24 protein-coding genes are annotated in these 20,128 nt (G+C 62.7%); 14 read left to right on the top strand and 10 right to left on the bottom strand.

The window, feature by feature from the left end; genetic code table 11:
* Position 1 precedes the first annotated feature (1 nt).
* The 10 genes from T8A63_RS06230 (at position 2) to T8A63_RS06185 (ending at position 8,094) form a co-directional block, all read left to right on the top strand.
* Entirely contained in the window at positions 2-298 is a 297-nt protein-coding gene (locus tag T8A63_RS06230) for a DUF2849 domain-containing protein (RefSeq protein WP_322345290.1), read from the top strand.
* Positions 298-1,974: a nitrite/sulfite reductase gene (locus T8A63_RS06225; protein WP_322345289.1), complete on the top strand. Its 1,677-nt coding sequence runs from the start codon at positions 298-300 to the stop codon at positions 1,972-1,974. The genes T8A63_RS06230 and T8A63_RS06225 overlap by 1 nt, the downstream gene beginning before the upstream one ends.
* The gene (locus T8A63_RS06220; RefSeq protein WP_067626167.1) at positions 1,964-2,755 is read left to right on the top strand and encodes a phosphoadenylyl-sulfate reductase; all 792 of its coding nucleotides are present in this window, start codon (positions 1,964-1,966) and stop codon (positions 2,753-2,755) included. The genes T8A63_RS06225 and T8A63_RS06220 overlap by 11 nt, the downstream gene beginning before the upstream one ends.
* Positions 2,752-3,180: a DUF934 domain-containing protein gene (locus tag T8A63_RS06215; RefSeq protein WP_067626165.1), complete on the top strand. Its 429-nt coding sequence runs from the start codon at positions 2,752-2,754 to the stop codon at positions 3,178-3,180. The genes T8A63_RS06220 and T8A63_RS06215 overlap by 4 nt, the downstream gene beginning before the upstream one ends.
* Before the next feature lie 68 nt (positions 3,181-3,248).
* Positions 3,249-4,097: a ferredoxin--NADP reductase gene (locus tag T8A63_RS06210; protein WP_067626163.1), complete on the top strand. Its 849-nt coding sequence runs from the start codon at positions 3,249-3,251 to the stop codon at positions 4,095-4,097.
* Between the two features lie 189 nt (positions 4,098-4,286).
* Positions 4,287-4,547, top strand: a complete 261-nt coding sequence (locus tag T8A63_RS06205; RefSeq protein WP_067626161.1) for a pilus assembly protein PilZ — start codon at positions 4,287-4,289, stop codon at positions 4,545-4,547.
* Between the two features lie 65 nt (positions 4,548-4,612).
* Positions 4,613-5,266, top strand: a complete 654-nt coding sequence (locus T8A63_RS06200; protein WP_120351303.1) for an SDR family NAD(P)-dependent oxidoreductase — start codon at positions 4,613-4,615, stop codon at positions 5,264-5,266.
* A 72-nt stretch (positions 5,267-5,338) separates the two neighbouring features.
* Complete coding sequence (surE, locus tag T8A63_RS06195; RefSeq protein ID WP_322345288.1) at positions 5,339-6,124, top strand: 5'/3'-nucleotidase SurE; 786 nt, start codon at positions 5,339-5,341, stop codon at positions 6,122-6,124.
* Positions 6,121-6,777, top strand: coding sequence for a protein-L-isoaspartate(D-aspartate) O-methyltransferase (locus T8A63_RS06190; RefSeq protein ID WP_007120302.1), 657 nt, complete (start codon positions 6,121-6,123; stop codon positions 6,775-6,777). Before surE ends, T8A63_RS06190 begins: the two co-directional genes overlap by 4 nt.
* A gap of 60 nt (positions 6,778-6,837) precedes the next feature.
* The gene (locus T8A63_RS06185) at positions 6,838-8,094 is read left to right on the top strand and encodes a M23 family metallopeptidase (RefSeq protein ID WP_067626154.1); all 1,257 of its coding nucleotides are present in this window, start codon (positions 6,838-6,840) and stop codon (positions 8,092-8,094) included.
* A gap of 61 nt (positions 8,095-8,155) precedes the next feature.
* Here the strand turns inward: T8A63_RS06185 and T8A63_RS06180 are convergent, their stop codons facing one another.
* Genes T8A63_RS06180 through T8A63_RS06165 form a run of 4 tightly spaced genes read right to left on the bottom strand, consistent with a single transcriptional unit; the run spans position 8,156 to position 10,818 of the window.
* A complete protein-coding gene (locus tag T8A63_RS06180; RefSeq protein ID WP_322345287.1) occupies positions 8,156-9,004 on the bottom strand; it encodes an ATP-binding protein in 849 nt (282 codons plus the stop codon).
* The gene (gene tatC / locus T8A63_RS06175) at positions 9,001-9,858 is read right to left on the bottom strand and encodes a twin-arginine translocase subunit TatC (protein ID WP_067626153.1); all 858 of its coding nucleotides are present in this window, start codon (positions 9,856-9,858) and stop codon (positions 9,001-9,003) included. Before tatC ends, T8A63_RS06180 begins: the two co-directional genes overlap by 4 nt.
* Before the next feature lie 5 nt (positions 9,859-9,863).
* A complete protein-coding gene (gene tatB, locus T8A63_RS06170) occupies positions 9,864-10,544 on the bottom strand; it encodes a Sec-independent protein translocase protein TatB (protein ID WP_322345286.1) in 681 nt (226 codons plus the stop codon).
* Between the two features lie 4 nt (positions 10,545-10,548).
* Positions 10,549-10,818: a twin-arginine translocase TatA/TatE family subunit gene (locus T8A63_RS06165; RefSeq protein ID WP_067940504.1), complete on the bottom strand. Its 270-nt coding sequence runs from the start codon at positions 10,816-10,818 to the stop codon at positions 10,549-10,551.
* Positions 10,819-11,001: 183 nt separating this feature from the next.
* Between T8A63_RS06165 and T8A63_RS06160 the strand changes: the two genes are divergently transcribed.
* On the top strand, positions 11,002-11,664 hold the full coding sequence (locus T8A63_RS06160) for a helix-turn-helix transcriptional regulator (RefSeq protein WP_322345285.1): 663 nt from the start codon (positions 11,002-11,004) through the stop codon (positions 11,662-11,664).
* 64 nt (positions 11,665-11,728) lie between these two features.
* Here the strand turns inward: T8A63_RS06160 and T8A63_RS06155 are convergent, their stop codons facing one another.
* The 5 genes from T8A63_RS06155 to T8A63_RS06135 form a co-directional block, all read right to left on the bottom strand.
* The gene (locus T8A63_RS06155) at positions 11,729-12,085 is read right to left on the bottom strand and encodes a Lin0512 family protein (RefSeq protein WP_322345284.1); all 357 of its coding nucleotides are present in this window, start codon (positions 12,083-12,085) and stop codon (positions 11,729-11,731) included.
* Positions 12,078-12,428, bottom strand: coding sequence for a Lin0512 family protein (locus T8A63_RS06150; RefSeq protein ID WP_322345283.1), 351 nt, complete (start codon positions 12,426-12,428; stop codon positions 12,078-12,080). The genes T8A63_RS06155 and T8A63_RS06150 overlap by 8 nt, the downstream gene beginning before the upstream one ends.
* Positions 12,425-13,513: an ABC transporter ATP-binding protein gene (locus T8A63_RS06145; protein WP_322345282.1), complete on the bottom strand. Its 1,089-nt coding sequence runs from the start codon at positions 13,511-13,513 to the stop codon at positions 12,425-12,427. The genes T8A63_RS06150 and T8A63_RS06145 overlap by 4 nt, the downstream gene beginning before the upstream one ends.
* A gap of 42 nt (positions 13,514-13,555) precedes the next feature.
* Entirely contained in the window at positions 13,556-14,914 is a 1,359-nt protein-coding gene (locus T8A63_RS06140) for a sodium:proline symporter (protein WP_322345281.1), read from the bottom strand.
* Between the two features lie 142 nt (positions 14,915-15,056).
* Positions 15,057-15,836 carry an SDR family oxidoreductase gene (locus T8A63_RS06135; protein WP_067941767.1) on the bottom strand — a complete coding sequence of 260 codons (780 nt, stop codon included), beginning with the start codon at positions 15,834-15,836 and terminating at the stop codon, positions 15,057-15,059.
* Between the two features lie 138 nt (positions 15,837-15,974).
* Here T8A63_RS06135 and T8A63_RS06130 point away from each other — a divergent pair, with 138 nt between their 5' ends.
* Complete coding sequence (locus tag T8A63_RS06130) at positions 15,975-16,988, top strand: Hint domain-containing protein (RefSeq protein WP_322345280.1); 1,014 nt, start codon at positions 15,975-15,977, stop codon at positions 16,986-16,988.
* On the opposite strand, the gene T8A63_RS06125 is transcribed toward T8A63_RS06130, so the two are convergent.
* Positions 16,985-17,368: a nuclear transport factor 2 family protein gene (locus tag T8A63_RS06125; RefSeq protein ID WP_322345279.1), complete on the bottom strand. Its 384-nt coding sequence runs from the start codon at positions 17,366-17,368 to the stop codon at positions 16,985-16,987. The two genes, T8A63_RS06130 and T8A63_RS06125, sit on opposite strands and share 4 nt — an antisense overlap.
* A 104-nt stretch (positions 17,369-17,472) precedes the next feature.
* Between T8A63_RS06125 and T8A63_RS06120 the strand changes: the two genes are divergently transcribed.
* Together T8A63_RS06120 and T8A63_RS06115 are read left to right on the top strand one after the other, a co-directional pair.
* Positions 17,473-19,092 (top strand): peptide chain release factor 3, encoded by a 1,620-nt coding sequence (locus T8A63_RS06120; protein ID WP_322345682.1) that lies wholly within the window; start codon positions 17,473-17,475, stop codon positions 19,090-19,092.
* Positions 19,093-19,170: 78 nt separating this feature from the next.
* The gene (locus T8A63_RS06115; RefSeq protein WP_322345278.1) at positions 19,171-20,106 is read left to right on the top strand and encodes a glycosyltransferase family 2 protein; all 936 of its coding nucleotides are present in this window, start codon (positions 19,171-19,173) and stop codon (positions 20,104-20,106) included.
* The last annotated feature ends 22 nt before the right edge of the window (positions 20,107-20,128 follow it).

Genomic DNA, 20,128 nt, shown 5'->3' with positions numbered 1-20,128 from the left:
TATGCCCAAGCCTTTCACCCCCAAGGTCATCACCGCCAATGCGCTGCTCGAAGGCGATGTCATCTATCAAACCGCCACAGGCTGGACCCGCAGCCTTTCCGAAGCCGAAGTGCTGACCGATGAGGCCGACGCCGATCTGCGCCTGATCGATGCGCTGAGCCAGCAGGATTTGGTTGTCGGCGTCTACCTCGCCGATGTGGCCCCCAAGGCCAGCGGCCCCAAACCCACACACTTTCGCGAAGAGTTCCGCGCCAAAGGCCCGTCGAACTACGCCCACGGCAAACAGGAGACCCTGTGATGTACAGCTATACCGAATTCGACGACAAATTCCTCGCCGAGCGCAACGCCCAGTTCCGCGCCCAAGTCGAGCGCCGCATCGACGGCTCGCTTACTGAGGATGAGTTCAAACCCCTGCGCCTGATGAACGGGCTCTACTTGCAACTGCACGCCTATATGCTGCGGGTGGCGATCCCCTATGGCACGCTGAGCAGCGCGCAAATGGACCAACTCGCCTATATCGCCGAGAAGTGGGACAAAGGCTACGGCCATTTTACCACGCGCCAGAACATCCAGTACAACTGGCCCGAGCTGCGCGACGTGCCCGACATGCTCGACGCGCTGGCCAAGGTAAACCTGCACGCCATCCAAACCTCCGGCAACACGATCCGCAACGTGACGGCGGACCATTTCGCCGGGGCCGCCGCCGATGAGGTCGCAGACCCACGCCCCGTGGCCGAACTGATCCGCCAGTGGTCCACCGACCACCCGGAATTCCAGTTCCTGCCGCGCAAGTTCAAGGTCGCCGTCACCGGTGCCGAGGCTGACCGCGCGGTGATCAAGGCCCATGACATCGGCCTGCGCATCGTTGAGCGTGACGGCCAACAAGGTTTCGAGGTGATCGTCGGCGGTGGCCTTGGCCGCACCCCGATGATCGGCAAGGTGCTCTATGAATTTGTCAGCGCCGACAATCTGCTGCCCACGCTCGAAGCCATCGTCAGCGTCTACAACGTGCTCGGTCGCCGCGACAACAAGTACAAGGCGCGCATCAAGATCACCGTGCATGAAAACGGCATCGAAGACATCCGCGCCCGCGTTGACGCGCAATACGCGCTGATCCGCAGCCAATTCACCGGCGTGGATCAACAAGTGCTGTCGCGCATTGAATCCGATTTCGCAGCACCCCAGTTCAAAACCGCCTCCCTCGCGGCCTACGAGTCTGCTTATACCAACGATCCGGTCTTCCGCGCATGGGCCGATACCAACCTCGCCGAGCACCGCGCGCCGGGCTATGCCATCGTGTCGATCAGCCTCAAGGCCCACGGCGCCACACCGGGTGATGCCACAGCCGACCAGATGCGCGTGATGGCAGACCTCGCCCGCCGATTTGGCGATGACGAGCTGCGCATCAGCCACGAGCAGAACGTGATCCTGCCCCACGTGCACCGCAGCGACCTGCCCGAACTGCATGCCGCCCTGAAAGAGGCCAAGCTGGCCACCGCCAACATCGGCCTGATCTCGGACATCATCGCTTGCCCCGGCATGGACTATTGCGCGCTGGCCACCGCCCGCTCGATCCCCATCGCCCAAGAAATCGCCACCCGTTTCGACGAGCTGAAGCTGGAGCATGACGTGGGCCCGCTCAAGATCAAGATCTCAGGCTGCATTAACGCTTGCGGCCATCACCACGTGGGCCACATCGGGATCCTCGGCCTCGACCGCGCGGGCGTGGAGAACTACCAGATCACCCTCGGCGGCGATGGCACCGAGGACGCGAGCCTTGGCACCCGCACCGGTCCCGGCTTCTCAGCCGAGGAGATCATTCCGGCCATCGAACGCCTTGTTTTGGGCTATCTCGACCTGCGCAACGATCCTGCAGAGACCTTCTTGCAAGCCTACCGCCGCCTCGGCCTCGCGCCTTTCAAAGCGGTGCTCTACCCCGAGACGGCCAATAAGGACCGGGCCAATGCCGCTTGACACCCCTGAACTTCATCCTTTCTCAAATACCGATGCGCCGCCCCCCGAGGGGCTGCGCGCGGTCGAGGAAAAAGTCGTACGGCTCAACGCGGACCTGCGCCACCACGGGGCGACGGATGTCATCCGCCGCGCCTATGCCGAGATCGAGAACCTCACCCTCGTCTCAAGCTTTGGCGCGGAATCGGTGGCGCTCTTGCACCTTGCCTCAATGGTGTCGCGGGATATCCCGGTGCTCTTTATCGACACCGAGATGCTCTTTGCCGAAACGCTCGTCTACCAGCAAGAACTGAGCGAGCGGCTGGGCCTGCGCAAGGTCACCACCCTGCGCAGCGAAGAGATCGCAGCACAGGATCCCGATGGCACGCTGCACCAGTATGACACCGACGCCTGCTGCGCATTGCGCAAAACGCGGCCCTTGCAAAACGCGCTGGCGGGCTATGACGGCTGGATCACCGGGCGCAAACGCTTTCAATCCGGCAGCCGCGCGGCCTTGGAGTTCTTTGAGGTCGAGATCCCCGACGATGGCGCTGCCCCGCGCATCAAGGTGAACCCGCTGGCCTATTGGGCAACCTCGGATGTGGCCGATTACATCACCGAGAACCGCCTGCCCCGGCATCCGCTGGTGGCCAAGGGCTATCCCTCGATCGGCTGCGCACCCTGCACCTCGCCCGTGGCACCCGGCGAAGACCCGCGTGCCGGGCGCTGGCGCGATCAGAACAAAGAAGAATGCGGCATCCACTTTGTGAACGGCAAAGTGGTCCGAACAGGAGACAAATCATGAGCGTACTCGTCACCGACACAGGTTTCACCGCCGACGACTGGACCCAAGGCTATTGCGAAGATGGCGCCGCGAACGATTGCCGCGCCGTCGATCTGGCCTCTGACGCCGATGCACATGCCCTCACGCTGACCCCGGCGCTTGAGATGATCCGCGTCGACTTCCCCTCTTTCGCGGATGGGCGCGGTTTTACCATCGCGCGCGTTTTGCGCCTCCGCGGCTACACGGGCCGTCTGCGCGCCCGCGGGCATGTGCTGGCCGATCAATACGCCATGGCCCGCCGCGCGGGTTTTGATGAGGTTGAGATCGACGATGATCTGGCCGCGCGTCAACCTGAGGACCAATGGCTGGCCCGCGCCGATTGGCAGGCCCATGACTATCAGTCCCGCCTTCGCGGAGCCTCCCCACAGGCAGCGGCGGCCAAATAGGCCGCTTCATTGCCCTCCCCCCTTCCTTGCCATAAGTAGAGGCCGCAAACCGATTTGCGGAAACCATGATGACCGAGCAGAGCACAGTGAACCAAACCGCCGCCAAGCCCGTCCCGACGTTGCCCGACGCCCAGACCGTGACCTCTGTCACCCACTGGACGGATCAGCTTTTCTCGTTCCGGGTATCGCGGCCCGCGTCCTTGCGCTTCCGCTCGGGCGAGTTTGTCATGATCGGCCTGATGGGCGATCCGCACCCCGAGACGGGCAAACAAAAACCCCTGCTGCGCGCCTATTCCATCGCCTCCCCCGCGTGGGACGATGAGCTGGAGTTCTATTCGATCAAAGTGCAGGACGGCCCGCTGACCTCGAAACTGCAGCACATCCAGCCCGGCGATCAGATCATCCTGCGGCCCAAACCCGTAGGCACGCTGGTGCATGACGCGCTGCTGCCGGGCGACCGGTTGTGGATGTTCGCCACAGGTACGGGCTTTGCCCCCTTTGCCAGCCTGCTGCGCGAGCCTGAGACCTATGAGAAATTCGATGAGGTCATCGTCACCCACACCTGCCGCGATGTGGCGGAACTGGAATATGGCCGCCAGTTGATCGAAGGGCTGAAGGCCGACGAACTGATGCAAGAGCTGATCGGCCCCGAAAACCTCGCCAAGATCCGCTATTACCCGACCACCACCCGCGAAGAGAGCCCCAAGATGGGCCGGATCACGAACCTTTTGCAGGATGGCACGGTGTTCAAAGATCTCGGCGTGCCTCAGATCAACGCCGCCCACGACCGCGCCATGGTCTGCGGCAGCTTGGGCTTCAACAAGGATATCATGGAGATCCTCGAAGGTTTTGGCCTCACCGAGGGCGCCAATTCCGACCCCCAGCATTTCGTCGTCGAAAAGGCCTTCGTGGGCTAACTCAGGTTAAGCCTTACGAAAGGTCGCAGCGTTACAAGTGAGTCGTCGGCGCTGCTTTGCCGACCCTCTGGCAGAACCCTGCGCATCCCCAAAACGCCCCCTTCCGCTGCATTGCGGCAGGGGTTAGCTGACGCCTTGCGAGCGCGGGGGACTGCCGCGCAAAACGCAATCACAGGCGAAAGGCACATCATGACGAGCACTGGGACCCCGACCCCAAAGAAAGTCTCCGATCTGGCAACTGAAAAGGCCGATCTGTCCAGCACAGCGCTGATTGGTATTTTCGGCAGCGACGCTACGCCCGGCGCGCTGATCCGCGAAGGCGGCGGCAAAATCTCCCGCGTTGAAGTGGGCGACCAAGTCGCTGGCGGCGTTGTTGCGGCCATTGGGCAAGGCACATTGGTGCTTTCCAGCCGCCGCGGCAACAAAGTGCTGCGCCTGCCGCAGGGCTGAGCGGCTCAAGGAGGCGCGACACCTCGCCTCTTGACCTGCCGCCCGGGGCAGTGCACATCGCGGGCATGAGCAAGACAGCATTAATCACCGGCGCGTCGCGCGGCCTTGGGGCCGCTCTGGCAGAGGCTTTGGCCCCCACCCACCACATCATCGCCGTCGGTCGCACGACCGGCGCGTTGGAAGAGCTAGATGACCGTATCCAAGCCGAGGGTGGCAGCGCCACACTGGCCCCGATGGACATCACCAACGCCGATGCGATGGCGGTGCTTTGCCGGGGCATCCACGACCGTTGGGGCGGGCTTGACCTCTGGCTGCACTGCGCCGTGCACGCAGCCCCACTAACGCCCACCGATCACATTGACGCCAAGGATATGGAGAAATCCATCGCGGGCAATGTCACCGCCACGGCGCGGCTGATCACCTTTGTCTCCCCGCTTTTGGGGGCAGAGGGGACGGCGGTCTTTTTTGATGATCCGCGTGCTGGCACGAAATTCTTCGGCAGCTACGGGTCGACCAAGGCCGCGCAGATCGCGCTGGCGACCTCTTGGCAGGTTGAAACCGCGCAGATCGGCCCGCGCGTGCATATCCTCACCCCCGACCCGATGCCCACTGCCACCCGCGCGCGTTTCTTTCCCGGTGAAGACCGCGCAGCGCTCAGTGACACCGCCACGCAGGCCGCTGCGGTATTGGCGCAACTGTCGGAAAACTCCGCCTTGTGAACCGCGCGGCACCGGCGCGCTGCGCTTGCCGCCGGTCCGCCCCTCGCCTATCAAGGCAAAAAGGGGCCTTTCATGCGTATTTTGATTACAAACGATGACGGCATCAACGCGCCCGGTCTGGCCGTGCTGCGCGCCATTGCCGAGGAATTGGCCGGGCCCAAGGGCGAGGTCTGGACCGTCGCACCCGCGTTTGAGCAATCCGGCGTCGGCCATTGCATCAGCTACACCAAACCGATGATGATTTCGCAATTGGACGACCGCGTCTTTGCCACCGAAGGCTCTCCCGCTGACTGCGTTCTTGCCGCGATCCACGACACGATGACCGCCGCGCCACCCGATCTGGTGCTTTCGGGCGTGAACCGGGGCAACAACGCGGCTGAGAACGCGCTTTATTCCGGCACGCTCGGCGGCGCGATCGAGGCGGCCTTGCAGGGTCTGCCCGCCATCGCCCTGTCGCAATACTACGGCCCCGCCAACCGCGATCTGGCTGATCCGTTTGAGGCCGCAGCCCAGCATGGCGTCGAGACCTGTCGCCGCATTCTGGAGCATAGCCCCAGCGAAGATGCCGCCTACGGCCTGTTTTATAACGTAAACTTCCCCCCCGTCGCGGGCGCCGATGTGCGCGGCATCCGGCTGGCCCCTCAGGGCCGTCGCCCCGGCACCGGGTTTTCCACCGAAGCGCATCTGTCGCCCTCGGGCCGCCGCTTTTTGTGGATCAAGGGTGGCGATCAGCGCGTGCAAACAGCGCCCGGCAGTGACGCCTGTGTGAACCTTGATGGCTATGTCTCGGTCACGCCAATGCGCTGCGACCTGACCGACCACGCAGCGCTTGAAACATTGTCGGGCATCAACGGATGAACGAAGAGCCGATCTCTGAGGCGGAACGCAAAATGCAGTTCCTCTATGCGCTGCGCTCCAAGGGCGTGACCGATGCGCGCGTGCTGACAGCGATGGAAGCGATCGACCGCGGCCCTTTCATTCGCGGCCTCTTTGCCAGCCGCGCCTATGAGGATATGCCCCTGCCCATCGCCTGCGGTCAGACCATTAGCCAGCCTTCTGTGGTGGGGTTGATGAGTCAAGCCTTGCAGGTGTCCTCGCGCGATAAGGTGCTCGAAATCGGCACCGGCTCGGGCTATCAGGCCGCGATCCTCAGCAAGCTCGCGCGGCGGGTCTATACGATCGACCGGCACCGGCGCTTGGTGCAAGAGGCGCGGGGCGTGTTTGAGGCGATGGATCTTAACAACATCACCGCGATCACCGCCGACGGCAGCTTTGGCCTTGCCGAACAAGCACCCTTTGACCGGATCATCGTGACCGCCGCCGCCGAAGACCCGCCCGGCCCCCTGCTGGCCCAGCTCAAGGAAGGCGGCATCATGGTGTTGCCCGTCGGCCAATCCGACACCGTCCAACACCTCATCCGCGTGCGAAAGACCGCTGATGGGCTGGAATACGACGAATTGCGCGCCGTGCGTTTTGTCCCCCTGCTGGAAGGCTTGGGCAAGGACGGCTAATAGGTTAGAGAGACACGGACAACGCCCCTTACCGTCTGGGGCGAAGATGAGGACTTGCAGATGCGCCAAACACGCTTGCGCCGCCCCATGCGGCTGACCCTAATGGCCGGGACCAGTGCGATACTGCTGGCAGGTTGCGAAAATCAGCCACTGGATTACGATATGCGCAGCACCTTTGGCGATGGGTTTTCCACCGCCGAAGCGGCACGCGGCCCCTTGGCGGACCGCCCCAAGCCCGACGCCCGGGGCGTGATCGCTTACCCCAATTATCAAGTCGCCGTCGCCCGCCGTGGCGATACGCTGAAAGACGTGGCCGCGCGTGTGGGGGCCGACAGCGGCGAACTCGCACGCTACAACGGCATTGATCCGGGCGTCCCGCTTCGCCAAGGAGAGATCATCGCCCTGCCCCGACGGGTCGCCGAACCTGCCCCCGGCACCAATGGCGCCGTCGATATCACCACCCTTGCGGGCAGCGCCATCGACCGCGCCCCGGCGACCCCAAGCGTGCAAACCCAAAGCCTGCCCCCTGCAAGCACCGGCACCACCGCGCCGCAGCCCACAGCGCCTCAGCCTAGCGCGCCGCAATCGGCGAAAGAGCCGGTGCGCCACCGGGTCGAGCGTGGCGAGACCGCCTATACCGTTGCGCGCCTCTATAACGTGCCGGTCAAAGCGCTGGCGGAGTGGAACGGCCTCGGCCCCGATTTCGCGATCCGCGAGGGGCAATTCCTGCTGATCCCGGTAGAGAAACAAGCGCCCCCACGTCAGGCGACCAACACCGCATCCAGTGCCGCCGCCTCGCGCCCCGTGCAACCTGTCACCAGCGCGCCCGGCGCGGGCAGCCCCACGCCGACGCCCCCCTCGGCGGCCAAACCGCTGCCGCAGGATGAGACGGCCAAACCATTGCCTCCCAAAGTCGAGCCGAAAGAGCCTGTGGCCGATGTCGGCAAGCCCACCGCCCCAGCAAAAACGACAAAGATGACGCCGCCGGTTCAAGGCTCCATCATCCGCGCCTATTCCAAGGGCAAGAACGAGGGCATCAACATCAAGGGCAACCCCGGCGGGCCGGTGAAGGCCGCCGAAGGAGGCACCGTGGCCGCGATCACCAAAAGCGCCGAGGGCATCCCGATTGTCGTGGTGCGCCACCCGGACAACCTGCTCACGGTCTATGCCAATGTGGACGGCGTGAATGTCGCCAAGGGCGATACCGTCAGCCGGGGCCAGCAGATCGCCAAACTGCGCGGCGGATCGGAATCGCATGTGCATTTCGAGGTCCGCAAGGGCTTTGAGAGCGTCGATCCGACGCCCTACATCCAGTAATCAAACAAAAAAAGGCCCGCAGAACTTGCGGGCCTCTTTGCTGAAGACCAGACAGGCGCGGTCACCCTCCCGAAACGGGAACGCCCTTTCGGCCAGCCAAATCCACGAAATACTGCCATGCCACCCGGCCCGACCGCGCCCCGCGAGTGGCCTGCCATTCGACAGCCTCTGCGCGCAGGGTGTTGTCGTCGATCTCTACGCCGAAGGCATCGCAATAGCCGCGGATCATCGCCAAATATTGGTCTTGATCGCAGGGATGGAACCCAAGCCAAAGCCCAAAACGGTCGGAGAGAGAGACCTTTTCTTCGACCGCCTCCGAAGGGTTGATCGCACTGCCCCGCTCATTTTCGATCATGTCGCGCGGCATCAGATGACGGCGGTTCGAGGTGGCGTAGAGCACCACGTTATCGGGCCGCCCCTCAATGCCGCCATCCAGTACCGCCTTCAGCGACTTGTAATGCGCGTCGTCATGGCCGAAACTGAGGTCATCGCAAAACAGGATAAACCGCTGCGACGCCCCGCGCAGCAGGGTCAGTAGCCGCCCGACCGAGGGCAGGTCTTCGCGCTGCAGTTCCACGATGCGCAACACTTCATGTGATGCCTGAACATCTGCGTGTATCGCTTTGACAAGACTGGATTTCCCCATGCCACGCGCACCCCAGAGCAGCGCGTTGTTCGCAGGCAAACCTGCCGCGAATTGCCGGGTGTTGGCCAGAAGGGTATCCCGCGCCCGGTCGACGCCAATCAACAGTGACAGGTCAATCCGCGCCACCTGCGGCACCGGCACCAGTCGGTCAGGATCGGTGTGCCAAACAAACGCCGTCGCCGCGTCAAAGTTGGGGGCGGACAGCGGCGCCGGAGACATGCGCTCCAGCGCCGCCGCAATACGGTCCATCGGATCGTCGATCACAGCAGGTCTTCCTCGTCTTCGTCGTCAAAGTAGCCCTCTTCGCGCAGCTTCTCGTCGCGCTTTTTCTCCACCCGGCGCACGAGGAAGATCGAGATTTCATAAAGGCCATAGACCACAACAAACAAGATCACCTGCGTGATCACATCTGGCGGCGTGACAAGGGCTGCCAGCACTAGGATCGCCACCACGGCATATTTGCGCACGTTGCCCAGACCTTCGGAACTGACCAGCCCTGCCTTGCCCATCAGGGTCAGCAGCACGGGAAGCTGGAAGCACAGGCCAAAGGCCACGATGAACTTGATCGTAAGCGAGAGGTATTCCTGCGCCGAGCCTTGGAATGCGATGGCCGCGATGCCGTTCTCACCCTCTGGCCCCTCACCGACGAGCGTGCCCGCCTGCTGGAACCCAAGGAAGAAATCGAAGGCCAGCGGCGTGACGACGTAAAAGGCAAAGGCCGCACCAAGGAAGAACATCACCGGCGAGGAGATCAAGAAGGGCAGAAAAGCGCCCTTTTCGTTCTTGTAGAGACCCGGTGCCACGAAACGCCACAGCTGGTAGCTGATGAAGGGAAAGCCCAGCACCAGACCACCCAAGAGCGAGATCGAGATCGCGACAAAGAAACCTTCTTGCAGTTTGATCAGGATCAGCCCGCAATCCTCTTGGCCCCGTTCCGCCATGGCCGAGCACAGCGGTTCGGTCAGGAAGTTAAAGATCGGGTTCCAGACGGTAAAACAGATCACCATACCGATGATGAAGGCGATGACCGAATGGATGAGCCGCGTGCGCAGTTCGGCCAGATGTTCGATCAACGGGGCCGAGCTATCGTCGATCTCATAGTCGTCGGAGGCGCTCATTTAACTTACTCTTTTTTCGCAGCGGGTTTGGCTGCCGCTGGCTTTTTGGCGGCAGGCTTTTTCGCAGCGGGTTTCTTGGCAGCAGGCTTTTTCGGCGCTGCTTTGGCCGGTGCTTTGGCCGCTGTTTTGACCGGCGCCGCTTTGGTCGAGGCCGCTTTAGCAGGCGCCGCCTTGGCTGGTGCCGCGTCTTTCTCGATCACGGGCCGTGCCGGTGCAGCTTTCGCAGCTTCGTCCCGGGCCGGGGTCGCGTCAGACAACTTCGCCTCTGCCGCCTCGGCCTGAGACATGGCTTCTGCCGCTTCGCGTTGCTTGCGCTCGGCTGCGGCGCGGGCGGTGCTGGCTTGGATCTTCTTCACATCCTCGGCCTTTTGCGCCGCCAATTTGCCGGTCTCGCTCTCGGGGTCAAAGTTGGTCAGTGAGCGGGTCGCGTCCTTCACCTCATCCATGGCGCTGCCCAGCGGGTTGGTCGCGGTTTTCAGCGACTTGTTCAGCGACGACGACATCTCGCGCATACCGCTTTCGTCGGCGGCGTCATTCATGGCCTGACTGAATTCACGCGCCATGCCCTTGGCCTTGCCCACGAATTGCCCGACGCGCCGAAACAGCACGGGCAGATCCTTGGGGCCGACCACGATCAGGGCCACCACGCCGATGACTAAAAGTTCTGTCCAACCCAGATCGAACATCGGGTTACACCCGGTCCTTGTCGGCCTTCAGGTCGGTCTTGGGATGCGTGCCTTGATCGGCATGCTCGGGCAGGTCGGCATGGTGCACTTCGTCGACATGTTTGATGTCGTCGCTGCGCTTGGTCTCTTCTTCGCCTTCGCTGATGCCCTTTTTGAAGCTGGTGATGCCTTTGCCAACTTCACCCATAAGCGAGGAAATCTTGCCGCGGCCGAAAAGCACCAGCACGACAACCGCGATCAGCAGCAGGCCCGGCAGTCCGATATTGTTCAACATGTCTGTTCTCCCATCATGTTTGGCGCAAGTCATGCAGCGCCGTCCTGCCTGTGATAGCGGGCGGCGGCAGGACCATGAAGGGGCAAAGCGGCGGATGGGCGGTGCTGCGGGCGAAGGACTGCCGATTTTCGGGCGTGCAATTCCCCTTATGACATGTTTTTGTCAGGAGCGTGAGGAGGTGTCATGGTGTCAACGAAAACCGAAGATCGGCTCGTGCGGTTGATCGACAGGCTGCGGGATGGGCGGCTGCACCGGGCCGAGGATTTGGCCCGGCGGCTTGGCGTCTCCCCTCGCACGATCTACCGCGATATGGGCAAGCTCAGCGCGGCGGGCCTGTCCATCGTCGGGACGCGGGGCGAAGGCTATCGGATCACCCCGGCGATCACCCTGCCCCCGCTGACCCTAACCCCGTCTGAATTGGAGGCGCTGAACCTCGGCCTTGCCGTTGCGGCAGAGGTTGGAGACCCCGCCTTGCAGGGCGCGGCAGAAACATTGGCCGCCAAGTTCGACGCAGTTTTGCCGACCGAGACCATCGTAGAGGGGGCCGCTTGGTCGCAGGCGCTGGCGGCACAGGGCAATGCCACACGGGTTTTTGCCCATCTGCCGGTGCTGCGCGCCGCCGTGCTGGCGCGTCAGAAGCTGCGGATCGGGGTCGCGGGGAAAGAGACCCGCGTGCTACGGCCACTGAAGGTTGAGAATTGGGGGCGGTTTTGGATGCTGACCGCCTGGTGCGAAGATGAAAAGGGATTTGCTACCTACGCGATCGATCAGATCGAGAGCGCCGAGGCCTTGCCAGAGCTGTTCGTCGACGAGCCGGGCAAAACGCTGGCTGACTACCACCCCTAGCCCGGAATCAAGGGCGCAGGTGCGCCGGGCTGACCCAGACCGCCCGGACGGTCTGCCCCCCGGCTCAGTCATTCAGTTGCCAACCGGTCTGCAGCGGCAAGAACGCCTCGACACTCGCCTGCGCGATCACGATGGTATCCTGCCCCGTCGGCACGTTCAGCCCGCCCTTCACGGCACGTACCTCGGCCCGGCCACGCGGCAGATTGGCCACCAGCGCGTCGACATCCACCTTTTCAGGCTCTTGCACCGCCACGGTAACCTGCACGCGCATTTGGTCCGGGGTCACGTCAAGCGCGCCGAAAAGCGGCAGAGAGGAATGGCGCAGGGCATCCTCGATCGCGCGGGCGGCGGCTTTGGTATAGTCCATCCCGTGCAGATCGTTGCCCATGCCCATCTCGATGATGATCCGCTGCTCAGTCATCGGCAGGCTCCATGTCGAAACCGACGGAAAGGGCCACATTCGCCATGACGGTTGGGTTCCCCTCTCCTTCGGGGCGCGGCACATCCAACCCGCCGTGATGCAGGTTCACCGTCACCTCGCCATAGGGAAAGACCGCGCGCAGCGCTTCGGGGTCGACCAGATCGGGCCGTTGCACGCCCACGTCGAGGATGATCCGCATGGCGGACCTATCGAAACCAAAAAGCTCTGCCAGATTGATCGAGTTATGCCACAGCGCATCCTGCACCGCGCGTGTCGCGGCCTGCGTATAGTCGGCCCGGCGCAGGGACGACCCCATGCCGAATTCTACCATCAGGGGCGTCATGCCATCACCGGAAAGACGAAGCAGCGGTCGCGGCGCACGGTCAGCCACATGACGGCGCCGGGTTGCGGCAAAAAGACATTCGGCACCGTGGCCTTGAGCCGCGATCCGTCCTCTTCCAACACAAATTCAACAAGGCTTTCGTTCCCCATAAAGCGCGCGCGTTCCACCACGGCCCGGGCCGGGGTGCCATCGGTCGCCGTGGGGCGTGGGCCTTTGCCCGCCCGGTCAAAGTCGATGCGCAGGTGTTGCGGGCGAAAGACAATATTTACCGGCGTGCCATCGGGCACCCCCGGGGCAAGGAATTGGCCAAAGACGGTATCGGCCAGCGCCCCGGTCACCGTGGCCTCAAGCACATTGGCATCGCTGAAAAATGCGACAGAGGCGCGATCGACGGGCCGCGTATAGACGTTATAGGGCGCGCCCTGCTGGACGATCTTGCCGTCGCGCATCAGCGCGATCTCATCGGCCATGCGCATCGCCTCATCCGGCTCATGGGTGACCAGCAGAACAGCAGTGTCCTCTTCTTTCAGGATGCTCAGGGTCTCATCGCGGATGCCGTCGCGCAAACGGTTGTCGAGGCCTGAAAACGGCTCATCCATCAGCATGATGCGCGGCTGCGGTGCCAACGCACGGGCCAGCGCCACGCGCTGCTGCTCCCCGCCCGAAAGCTGGTGCGGATAGCCGTCGATATAGCGCAGAAGGTCCACCCGTTCGAGCAATTCCTCAATCCGCTTGCGCTTCTCGGCCTTGGTGCCCTTCTTGAGGCCAAAGCCCACGTTGTCGGCCACGCTCAGATGCGGGAACAGGGCGAAATCCTGAAACATCAGCCCAATCTCGCGCCGCTCTGGGGGGACGCGGAACATGGTGTCGCAGATCAGCTTGCCATCGACGTGGATCGTGCCGCTGTCTTGCATCTCAACGCCCGCGATCATGCGCAGCGTGGTGGATTTGCCGCAGCCCGAGGGGCCGAGCAGGCAGGTCACCTGCCCCGGCATGATCTGCAAAGACACGTCATCGACAACCTGCCGCCCGCCATAGGCGCGGCGCAAATTGCGGATTTCCAGTCGGGGGGTGGGGTCACTCATGGAAACTGCGGTATCCGATCAAATCACTCGGAAACCCAGCTATCAGCCCCGCCGCGCCCCCGCAAGCACCGCTGCGAACCCGGCCAGCAGCACGATCACGCAAACCACCAACAATTGCTCGTATTTATGCCCCTCGGGCAGGAGGGTCGCCACCGGCGCCCAGCCCCGCGCGAAATAGGCCGCAGCCCCCAGCATCGCGGCGGCAAAGGCGGCGAGGTAACTCCAGACCGCGATGCGGCGCCCCGCCACCAGCCCCACCAGCAGCACCGGGGTAAGGAACATCGACGCGGTCCCGCTGACCGCCACGGCATCGAAAAGCGTGGCATTGCCCCAGAGCGTCAACAGCGCACCAAGCGCCATGAACCCCGCCATCACCAGCCGCCCGCCCCTCAGGCTGCGCGGCGCGATGCGCCATTCTTCGACCATCAGCCGCGCGGCCGAGGCCAATGCGGAATCGAGCGTCGACAGCGCCGAGACGAGCAGCGACAGCATCAGCGCCACGAAAATCCAGCCCGGAAACATCTGCCCCCATGTGCCGATCAATTCGCCTTCATAGGCCGCACCGGTCAGGCTGGCTTGGATGCCGAAAAAGCCAAAGCCGATGATGCAGAGTGTCGAAATCCAAAAGGCGTGCAGGAAAGAGGCCCGCGTGGTTGCCTCATCGGCCAGAAAGCCGCGGTCCATCATCACCGGGTCATGGGCGGGGTAGGAAAAGACCTGCAACAGGGCGACCGCCAAAAGCACCCAACCGTTGTAGGACCCCGAGACGCCCGGCGCACTCAGCACCGCGCCAAGCTCGAACCCCGGGCTCAGCAGCAGCGCGCCAAGCGCAAGGCCGAAAACAACAAGAAAGACCAGCATCTGCACCACATCCGTGCGCAGCGCGGCGGAAAGCCCGCCCCATGCCGAATAGCCAAAGCCCAAAGCTGCAACGATCAGCACCGCCAGCGTGCCAGACCCGGGCCAGACAGCCTCGAAAATCAGCGCGACGACCAGCAGATTGGCAAAGACCTCGGACAGCAGCCGCAGCCCGATCACGAGGTTATAGGCCGTCGTGCCCGCGCTCCCGAACTGCCCGCCCAGCCAGTCCTGCACCGAGCGCGCCCCGCCGCGGCGCAGGTGGCCGACGATATAGCCGCCCGTAAGGAATGAGCCATAATAGGCCGCATAGGCCAGTGTGCCTGCGATGCCGTAGAAATAGCCTAAGATCGCGGCGTTCATCAGGCTGCGGGCGAAAATCCATGTGGTGACTTGGCTTAGCACCAGCACCCAAAGCCCCGGTGCACGGCCCGCCGCGTTGGCCCCGCCAAAGAAGCCTTCGACCGTTGCGCGGCGCGGGGCCACCAGCAGGCTGGCAAGGATTATGGCCGCGAAAAGAAGGACAAGAACGGTGGTTTGCATGCGGACGGACCTTTTGCGAAAAGCTGACCCTCAAGGGTTAGCCGCCGCCCTCAATCCCCGCCAGCGCTGAAACCGCTGCTGTCAGGAATGTGATCCGATGCGAAGCGCAATGGCCGGGACGCGCGTCCCGGCCAAGCTTTGCTTACATGGTGAGATTGGTGCCGCCGCCATCCAGCAGCAGGTTCTGACCCACGATGAAGCCCGCGTGCTGCGAACAAAGGAACGCACAGGTCGCGCCGAATTCATCACGGGTGCCGTAGCGGCCTGCGGGAATGCCCGCCTGCCGCTCGGCGCGGGCCTCGTCCAGCGTGATACCCTTCGCCTTGACCACACCCGCATCCAGCGAATCCGCGCGGTCGGTGGCATGGATGCCCGGCAGCAGGTTGTTGATCGTGACCCCCTTGCCCGCGACCTGACGCGCGGTGCCCGCGACATAGCCCGTAAGCCCGGTCCGTGCCGAGTTACTCAGCCCTAAGACAGCAATCGGCGCGCGCACCGACTGGCTGGTGATGTTCACGACCCGACCCCAGCCGCGCTCCATCATGCCGGGCACCAGCGCTTTGATCAACGCGATGGGGGCCAACATATTCGCGTCGAGCGCCTTGATGAAATCTTCGCGGTCCCAGTCATGCCACATCCCCGGAGGCGGGCCACCCGCGTTGTTGACGAGAATGTCACAGCCCTCAGCGGCCTTGATGACCAGCGCCTGCCCCTCTTCGGTGGCCACATCCGCCGCCACGGTGACGACCTCGACGCCATAGTCCTGACGGATACGTTCTGCCGACGCCTCAAGCGCCTCTGCGCCGCGTGCGTTCATCACAAGGTTGACCCCTGCCGCCGCCAGCGCTTCGGCGCAGCCAAGGCCAAGCCCTTTGGATGAGGCACAGACCAGCGCCTTCTTCCCCTTGATTCCCAAATCCATTTTGCGATTCCTCCTATGCATTTGCATATGCCTACCACGCCCTGCGGCCAATGCCAGCAAATCACCCGAGCCTTGACCCATGCGGGCCACAATTCTACCTTATCTCGCTGGCGAAAGCCCCTGAACCAAAGGCCCGTCATGTCCCGCACCCGCACCGCCCCTGCCCAGACCATTGCCGTCTACCGTGCCGCACAACTCCGCGCGAGCGACGGGGCGAATATGGGCGATGCGCTGAGTTTTGCCGCCGAATTGGTGTTGGATGATGTCTATGAGTTGGACCGCGCGGCGGAGCCACAGCGCCTGTCTCTGCTGACCCTGCCGGGGGATCAATTGCAGCTTGCCGAGGATACCGGCGTGGGCACCCCCGGCGCTGACCTGCATCTCGACAGCCTGCTCACACTGATGTCGCCCGACGGCCAGACCCAAGAGGCGCTCCTGCTGGTCGAGGTCGATGGCCAAGGGCGCGCCGCTGAGGTTTACCTCTTGCCTCTGGGGCCGCTGACCCCACAAACGGGCTACCGCATTGTTGGGATTGATACCCAAACCGCGCAGCAGAAATTCGGCCAACTGGCCTGCGTGTCCTTCACACGCGGCACCCATATCTCGCTCAGCACCGGCGAGCTACGCCGCATCGAAGACCTCCATATCGGTGACCGCATCCTGACCCGCGACGATGGCATTCAAACCCTACGCTGGATCGGTCAAAGCACCCTGCGCGCGGTGGGCGAATTCGCCCCGATCCGCATTCAGGCAGGCACGCTGAACAACGAACATGACCTGATCGTCAGCCCCGACCACCGGCTTTTCATCTATCAACGCAGCGATGAGATGGGTGCGGGCCGGTCCGAATTGCTGGTGAAGGCGCGGCATCTGGTGAACGGTGACAGCGTGACGGTGCAGGACGGCGGCTTTGTCGACTACTTCCAACTGCTGTTTGACAGTCATCAGATCATCTATGCCGAGGGGATCGCCGCCGAATCCATGCTGGTCGACAGCCGAACCCGCTCTGTCCTACCGCCGGAAATGGCCGCGGCCTTGGGCGAGGTGATCCCCGGCCATTCCGACCTGCCCCACGCCGGGCTCGATCTGGCCGAGGCGTTGCTCAACCGCCCCGATGCGGCGGCGCTGCTGCGCAAAGCCTCAACCCGTTAGGGGGCCTCAACGGCGTAGTGAAACTCTTCCCGGACGATTTTGCCGTCTTTCACGTGGTAAACGCCGATCTCTTCCATCTGAAAGCGGTCGCCGCTTTGCTTGTCGGTGGCGTCGACCTTGAAGATTGCGCTGAACTGCTCATCGCCGAAATAAAACGGGCCAGAGACTTCAGTCGCGTGCTCTTCCATGGCGTTTTCCCACCAGTCGTGTTTGCCGTGGATCGCCTTGATCCCATGGGTCTCACGCCCCTGCCCGCCCATATCCGCGGCCTCTACCGAAACGGCATCTTCGGCATATAATTTATCTAGGTTCTCGCGCACCTTGGCGGCACCGGCCCGGCAGCCGTTTACCAACTCTTGAGCAATCTCTTTCAGTTCCATCGCAAATCCCTCCATGTACCACTTATGTTCTCATGCTAGGCCCAGAGCCGATTCGCAGCAATGGCCAGATTGCGCCCGGTCGCGGCGCAGCCTATATGGGGCGGATGTTGGACACGCCGCAAAACCGCCCCGCCCTGCCCGCCGAGATCGCGCGCCGTCGCACCTTTGCGATCATCAGCCACCCTGACGCGGGCAAGACCACGCTGACTGAAAAGTTCCTCCTGTTCGGCGGGGCCATTCAGATGGCTGGCCAAGTGCGCGCCAAGGGCGAAGCGCGGCGCACGCGGTCTGACTTTATGGCGATGGAAAAGGACCGGGGGATTTCGGTCTCGGCCTCGGCCATGTCGTTCGATTTCCACAGCGGTGACACCAACTACCGGTTCAACCTCGTCGACACACCCGGCCACTCGGATTTTTCGGAAGATACCTACCGCACGCTGACGGCGGTGGATGCCGCCGTGATGGTGATCGACGGCGCCAAAGGTGTGGAAAGCCAGACGCAAAAGCTGTTCGAAGTCTGTCGGATGCGCGATCTGCCGATCCTGACCTTCTGTAACAAGATGGACCGCGAGAGCCGCGACACCTTTGAGATCATTGACGAAATCCAAGAGAACCTCGCCATCGACGTGACGCCCGCAAGCTGGCCCATCGGTGTGGGCCGCGATTTCGTGGGCTGCTATGACATGCTGCGCGACCGTCTGGAACTGATGGACCGCGCCGACCGGAACCGTGTGGCTGACAGCATCAAGATCGAAGGGCTGGACGATCCCAAACTTGAACAGCACGTCCCCGCCGCCCTGCTGGAAAAGCTGCGCGAAGATTTGGAGATGGCGCGTGAGTTGCTGCCGCCTCTGGACCTCAAGGCCATGCACGAAGGGACGCTGACGCCGATTTGGTTTGGCTCTGCCATCAACTCTTTCGGCGTGCGCGAATTGATGGAAGGCATCGCCAAATACGGGCCAGAGCCGCAAATCCAAGCCGCCACGCCACGTCAGATTTTGCCCGAAGAAACCAAGGTCGCGGGCTTTGTCTTCAAAGTGCAGGCGAACATGGACCCGAAACACCGCGACCGCGTGGCCTTTGTCCGCCTCGCCTCGGGTCATTTCGAGCGGGGCATGAAAATGACCCATGTGCGCACGAAAAAACCGATGACAATCTCCAACCCGGTGATGTTCTTGGCCTCAGACCGCGAATTGGCCGAAGAGGCTTGGGCCGGTGACATCATCGGCATCCCCAACCACGGGCAGCTGCGCATCGGTGACACGCTGACCCAAGGCGAAGCCCTGCGCGTCAGCGGTATCCCCTCCTTCGCGCCCGAATTGCTACAATCGGTCCGCGCGGGCGATCCGCTGAAAGCGAAACACCTTGAGAAAGCGCTGATGCAATTTGCCGAAGAAGGTGCCGCGAAAGTGTTCAAACCCTCCATCGGCTCGGGTTTTGTTGTGGGCGTTGTTGGCCAGTTGCAATTCGAAGTGCTCGCCAGCCGGATCGAGCTGGAATACGGGCTGCCGGTGCGGTTTGAGCCCTCGCAATTCACTTCGGCCCGCTGGGTGAACGGCATGAAACAAGCCGTTGATAAGTTTACCGAAAGCAACAAACAGCACATCGCTCATGACCACGACGGCGACATCGTTTACCTTACCCGCCTGCAATGGGACATCGACCGGGTTGAGCGTGATTACCCGGATGTGAAACTTACCGCGACCAAGGAAATGATGGTCTGAATTAGCCTCTCCGGTATGGGTCGTAAGCCTTGATTTCGTGCGCAATCATGGCATTCTGGACCCAACCGGGGAGACGCGATGACGACGACGACGAAATGGGGGCTGGTTGCCACAATTTTGGCCCCCGCTGACGAGATTAGACGCTTTGCCGCCTACCACCTTGAGGCAGGCGCGCATCGGTTCTATCTATTTCTCGACGCTGAGAACCCAGAGGCTTTCGACAGTTTGAAAGCCCACCCCAAGATCCGCGTCGTCACCTGCGATGATGCCTATTGGCAAAAGCTCTGTGGCAAACGCCCGCAAAAGCATCAGGTCCGCCAAAGCCAGAACGCCACCCGCGCCTATAACCGCGCGGATGATGTGGATTGGCTCATCCATATGGATGTGGACGAATTCCTTGTTGCCGAGCACCCTGTGGGAGAGGTGCTCGCCGCCCTGCCCGCGGCGCAAAAGATCGCCCGCATCCGCCCGATGGAGGCTTTGGCAGGCGATGCGACAGCCTTCAAATCCTTCATTCCAAACGGCCCGCAGAGGGCGCAGATCGTGTCGGAGCTTTATCCAACCTATGGCGAATACGTCAAAGGGGGATTCTTGAGCCATTTGGCCGGAAAGGTCTTTGTCCGCACCGGGATGGCCGACGTTCGCCTTCAAATACACAACGCTTTTCAGAATGACGCGATGATTGAGGGGCCAGAGCAGCAGCCCGGCATTGATCTGGCGCATCTGCACGCGAAAAGCTGGCCCGACTGGCTGGCCGCCTATCGCTACCGGCTGGAAAAAGGCTCTTACCGTTCCGATCTCGCCCCCAACCGACCCCGTGATCGCGGCGGGCTGTCGATGCATGAGCTTTTTTCCATGATCGAAGCCGAAGGGGGCGAGGCGGGATTACGCGCCTTTTTCAATGAGGTCTGCGCCGACACCCCCGAGTTGCGCGCAACCCTAAAGGCGAAGGGTTTGCTGCGCCTTGCCGATCTCGACCTTGATGCAAAGGCGTCGCGCCAATTCGCAAGTTAAGCGCCTGAGAGGCCAAGTGTTT

The organism is Sulfitobacter sp. OXR-159 (genome assembly GCF_034377145.1).
Taxonomy (GTDB): domain Bacteria; phylum Pseudomonadota; class Alphaproteobacteria; order Rhodobacterales; family Rhodobacteraceae; genus Sulfitobacter.
This window is presented reverse-complemented; position numbering and strand designations above follow the sequence as displayed.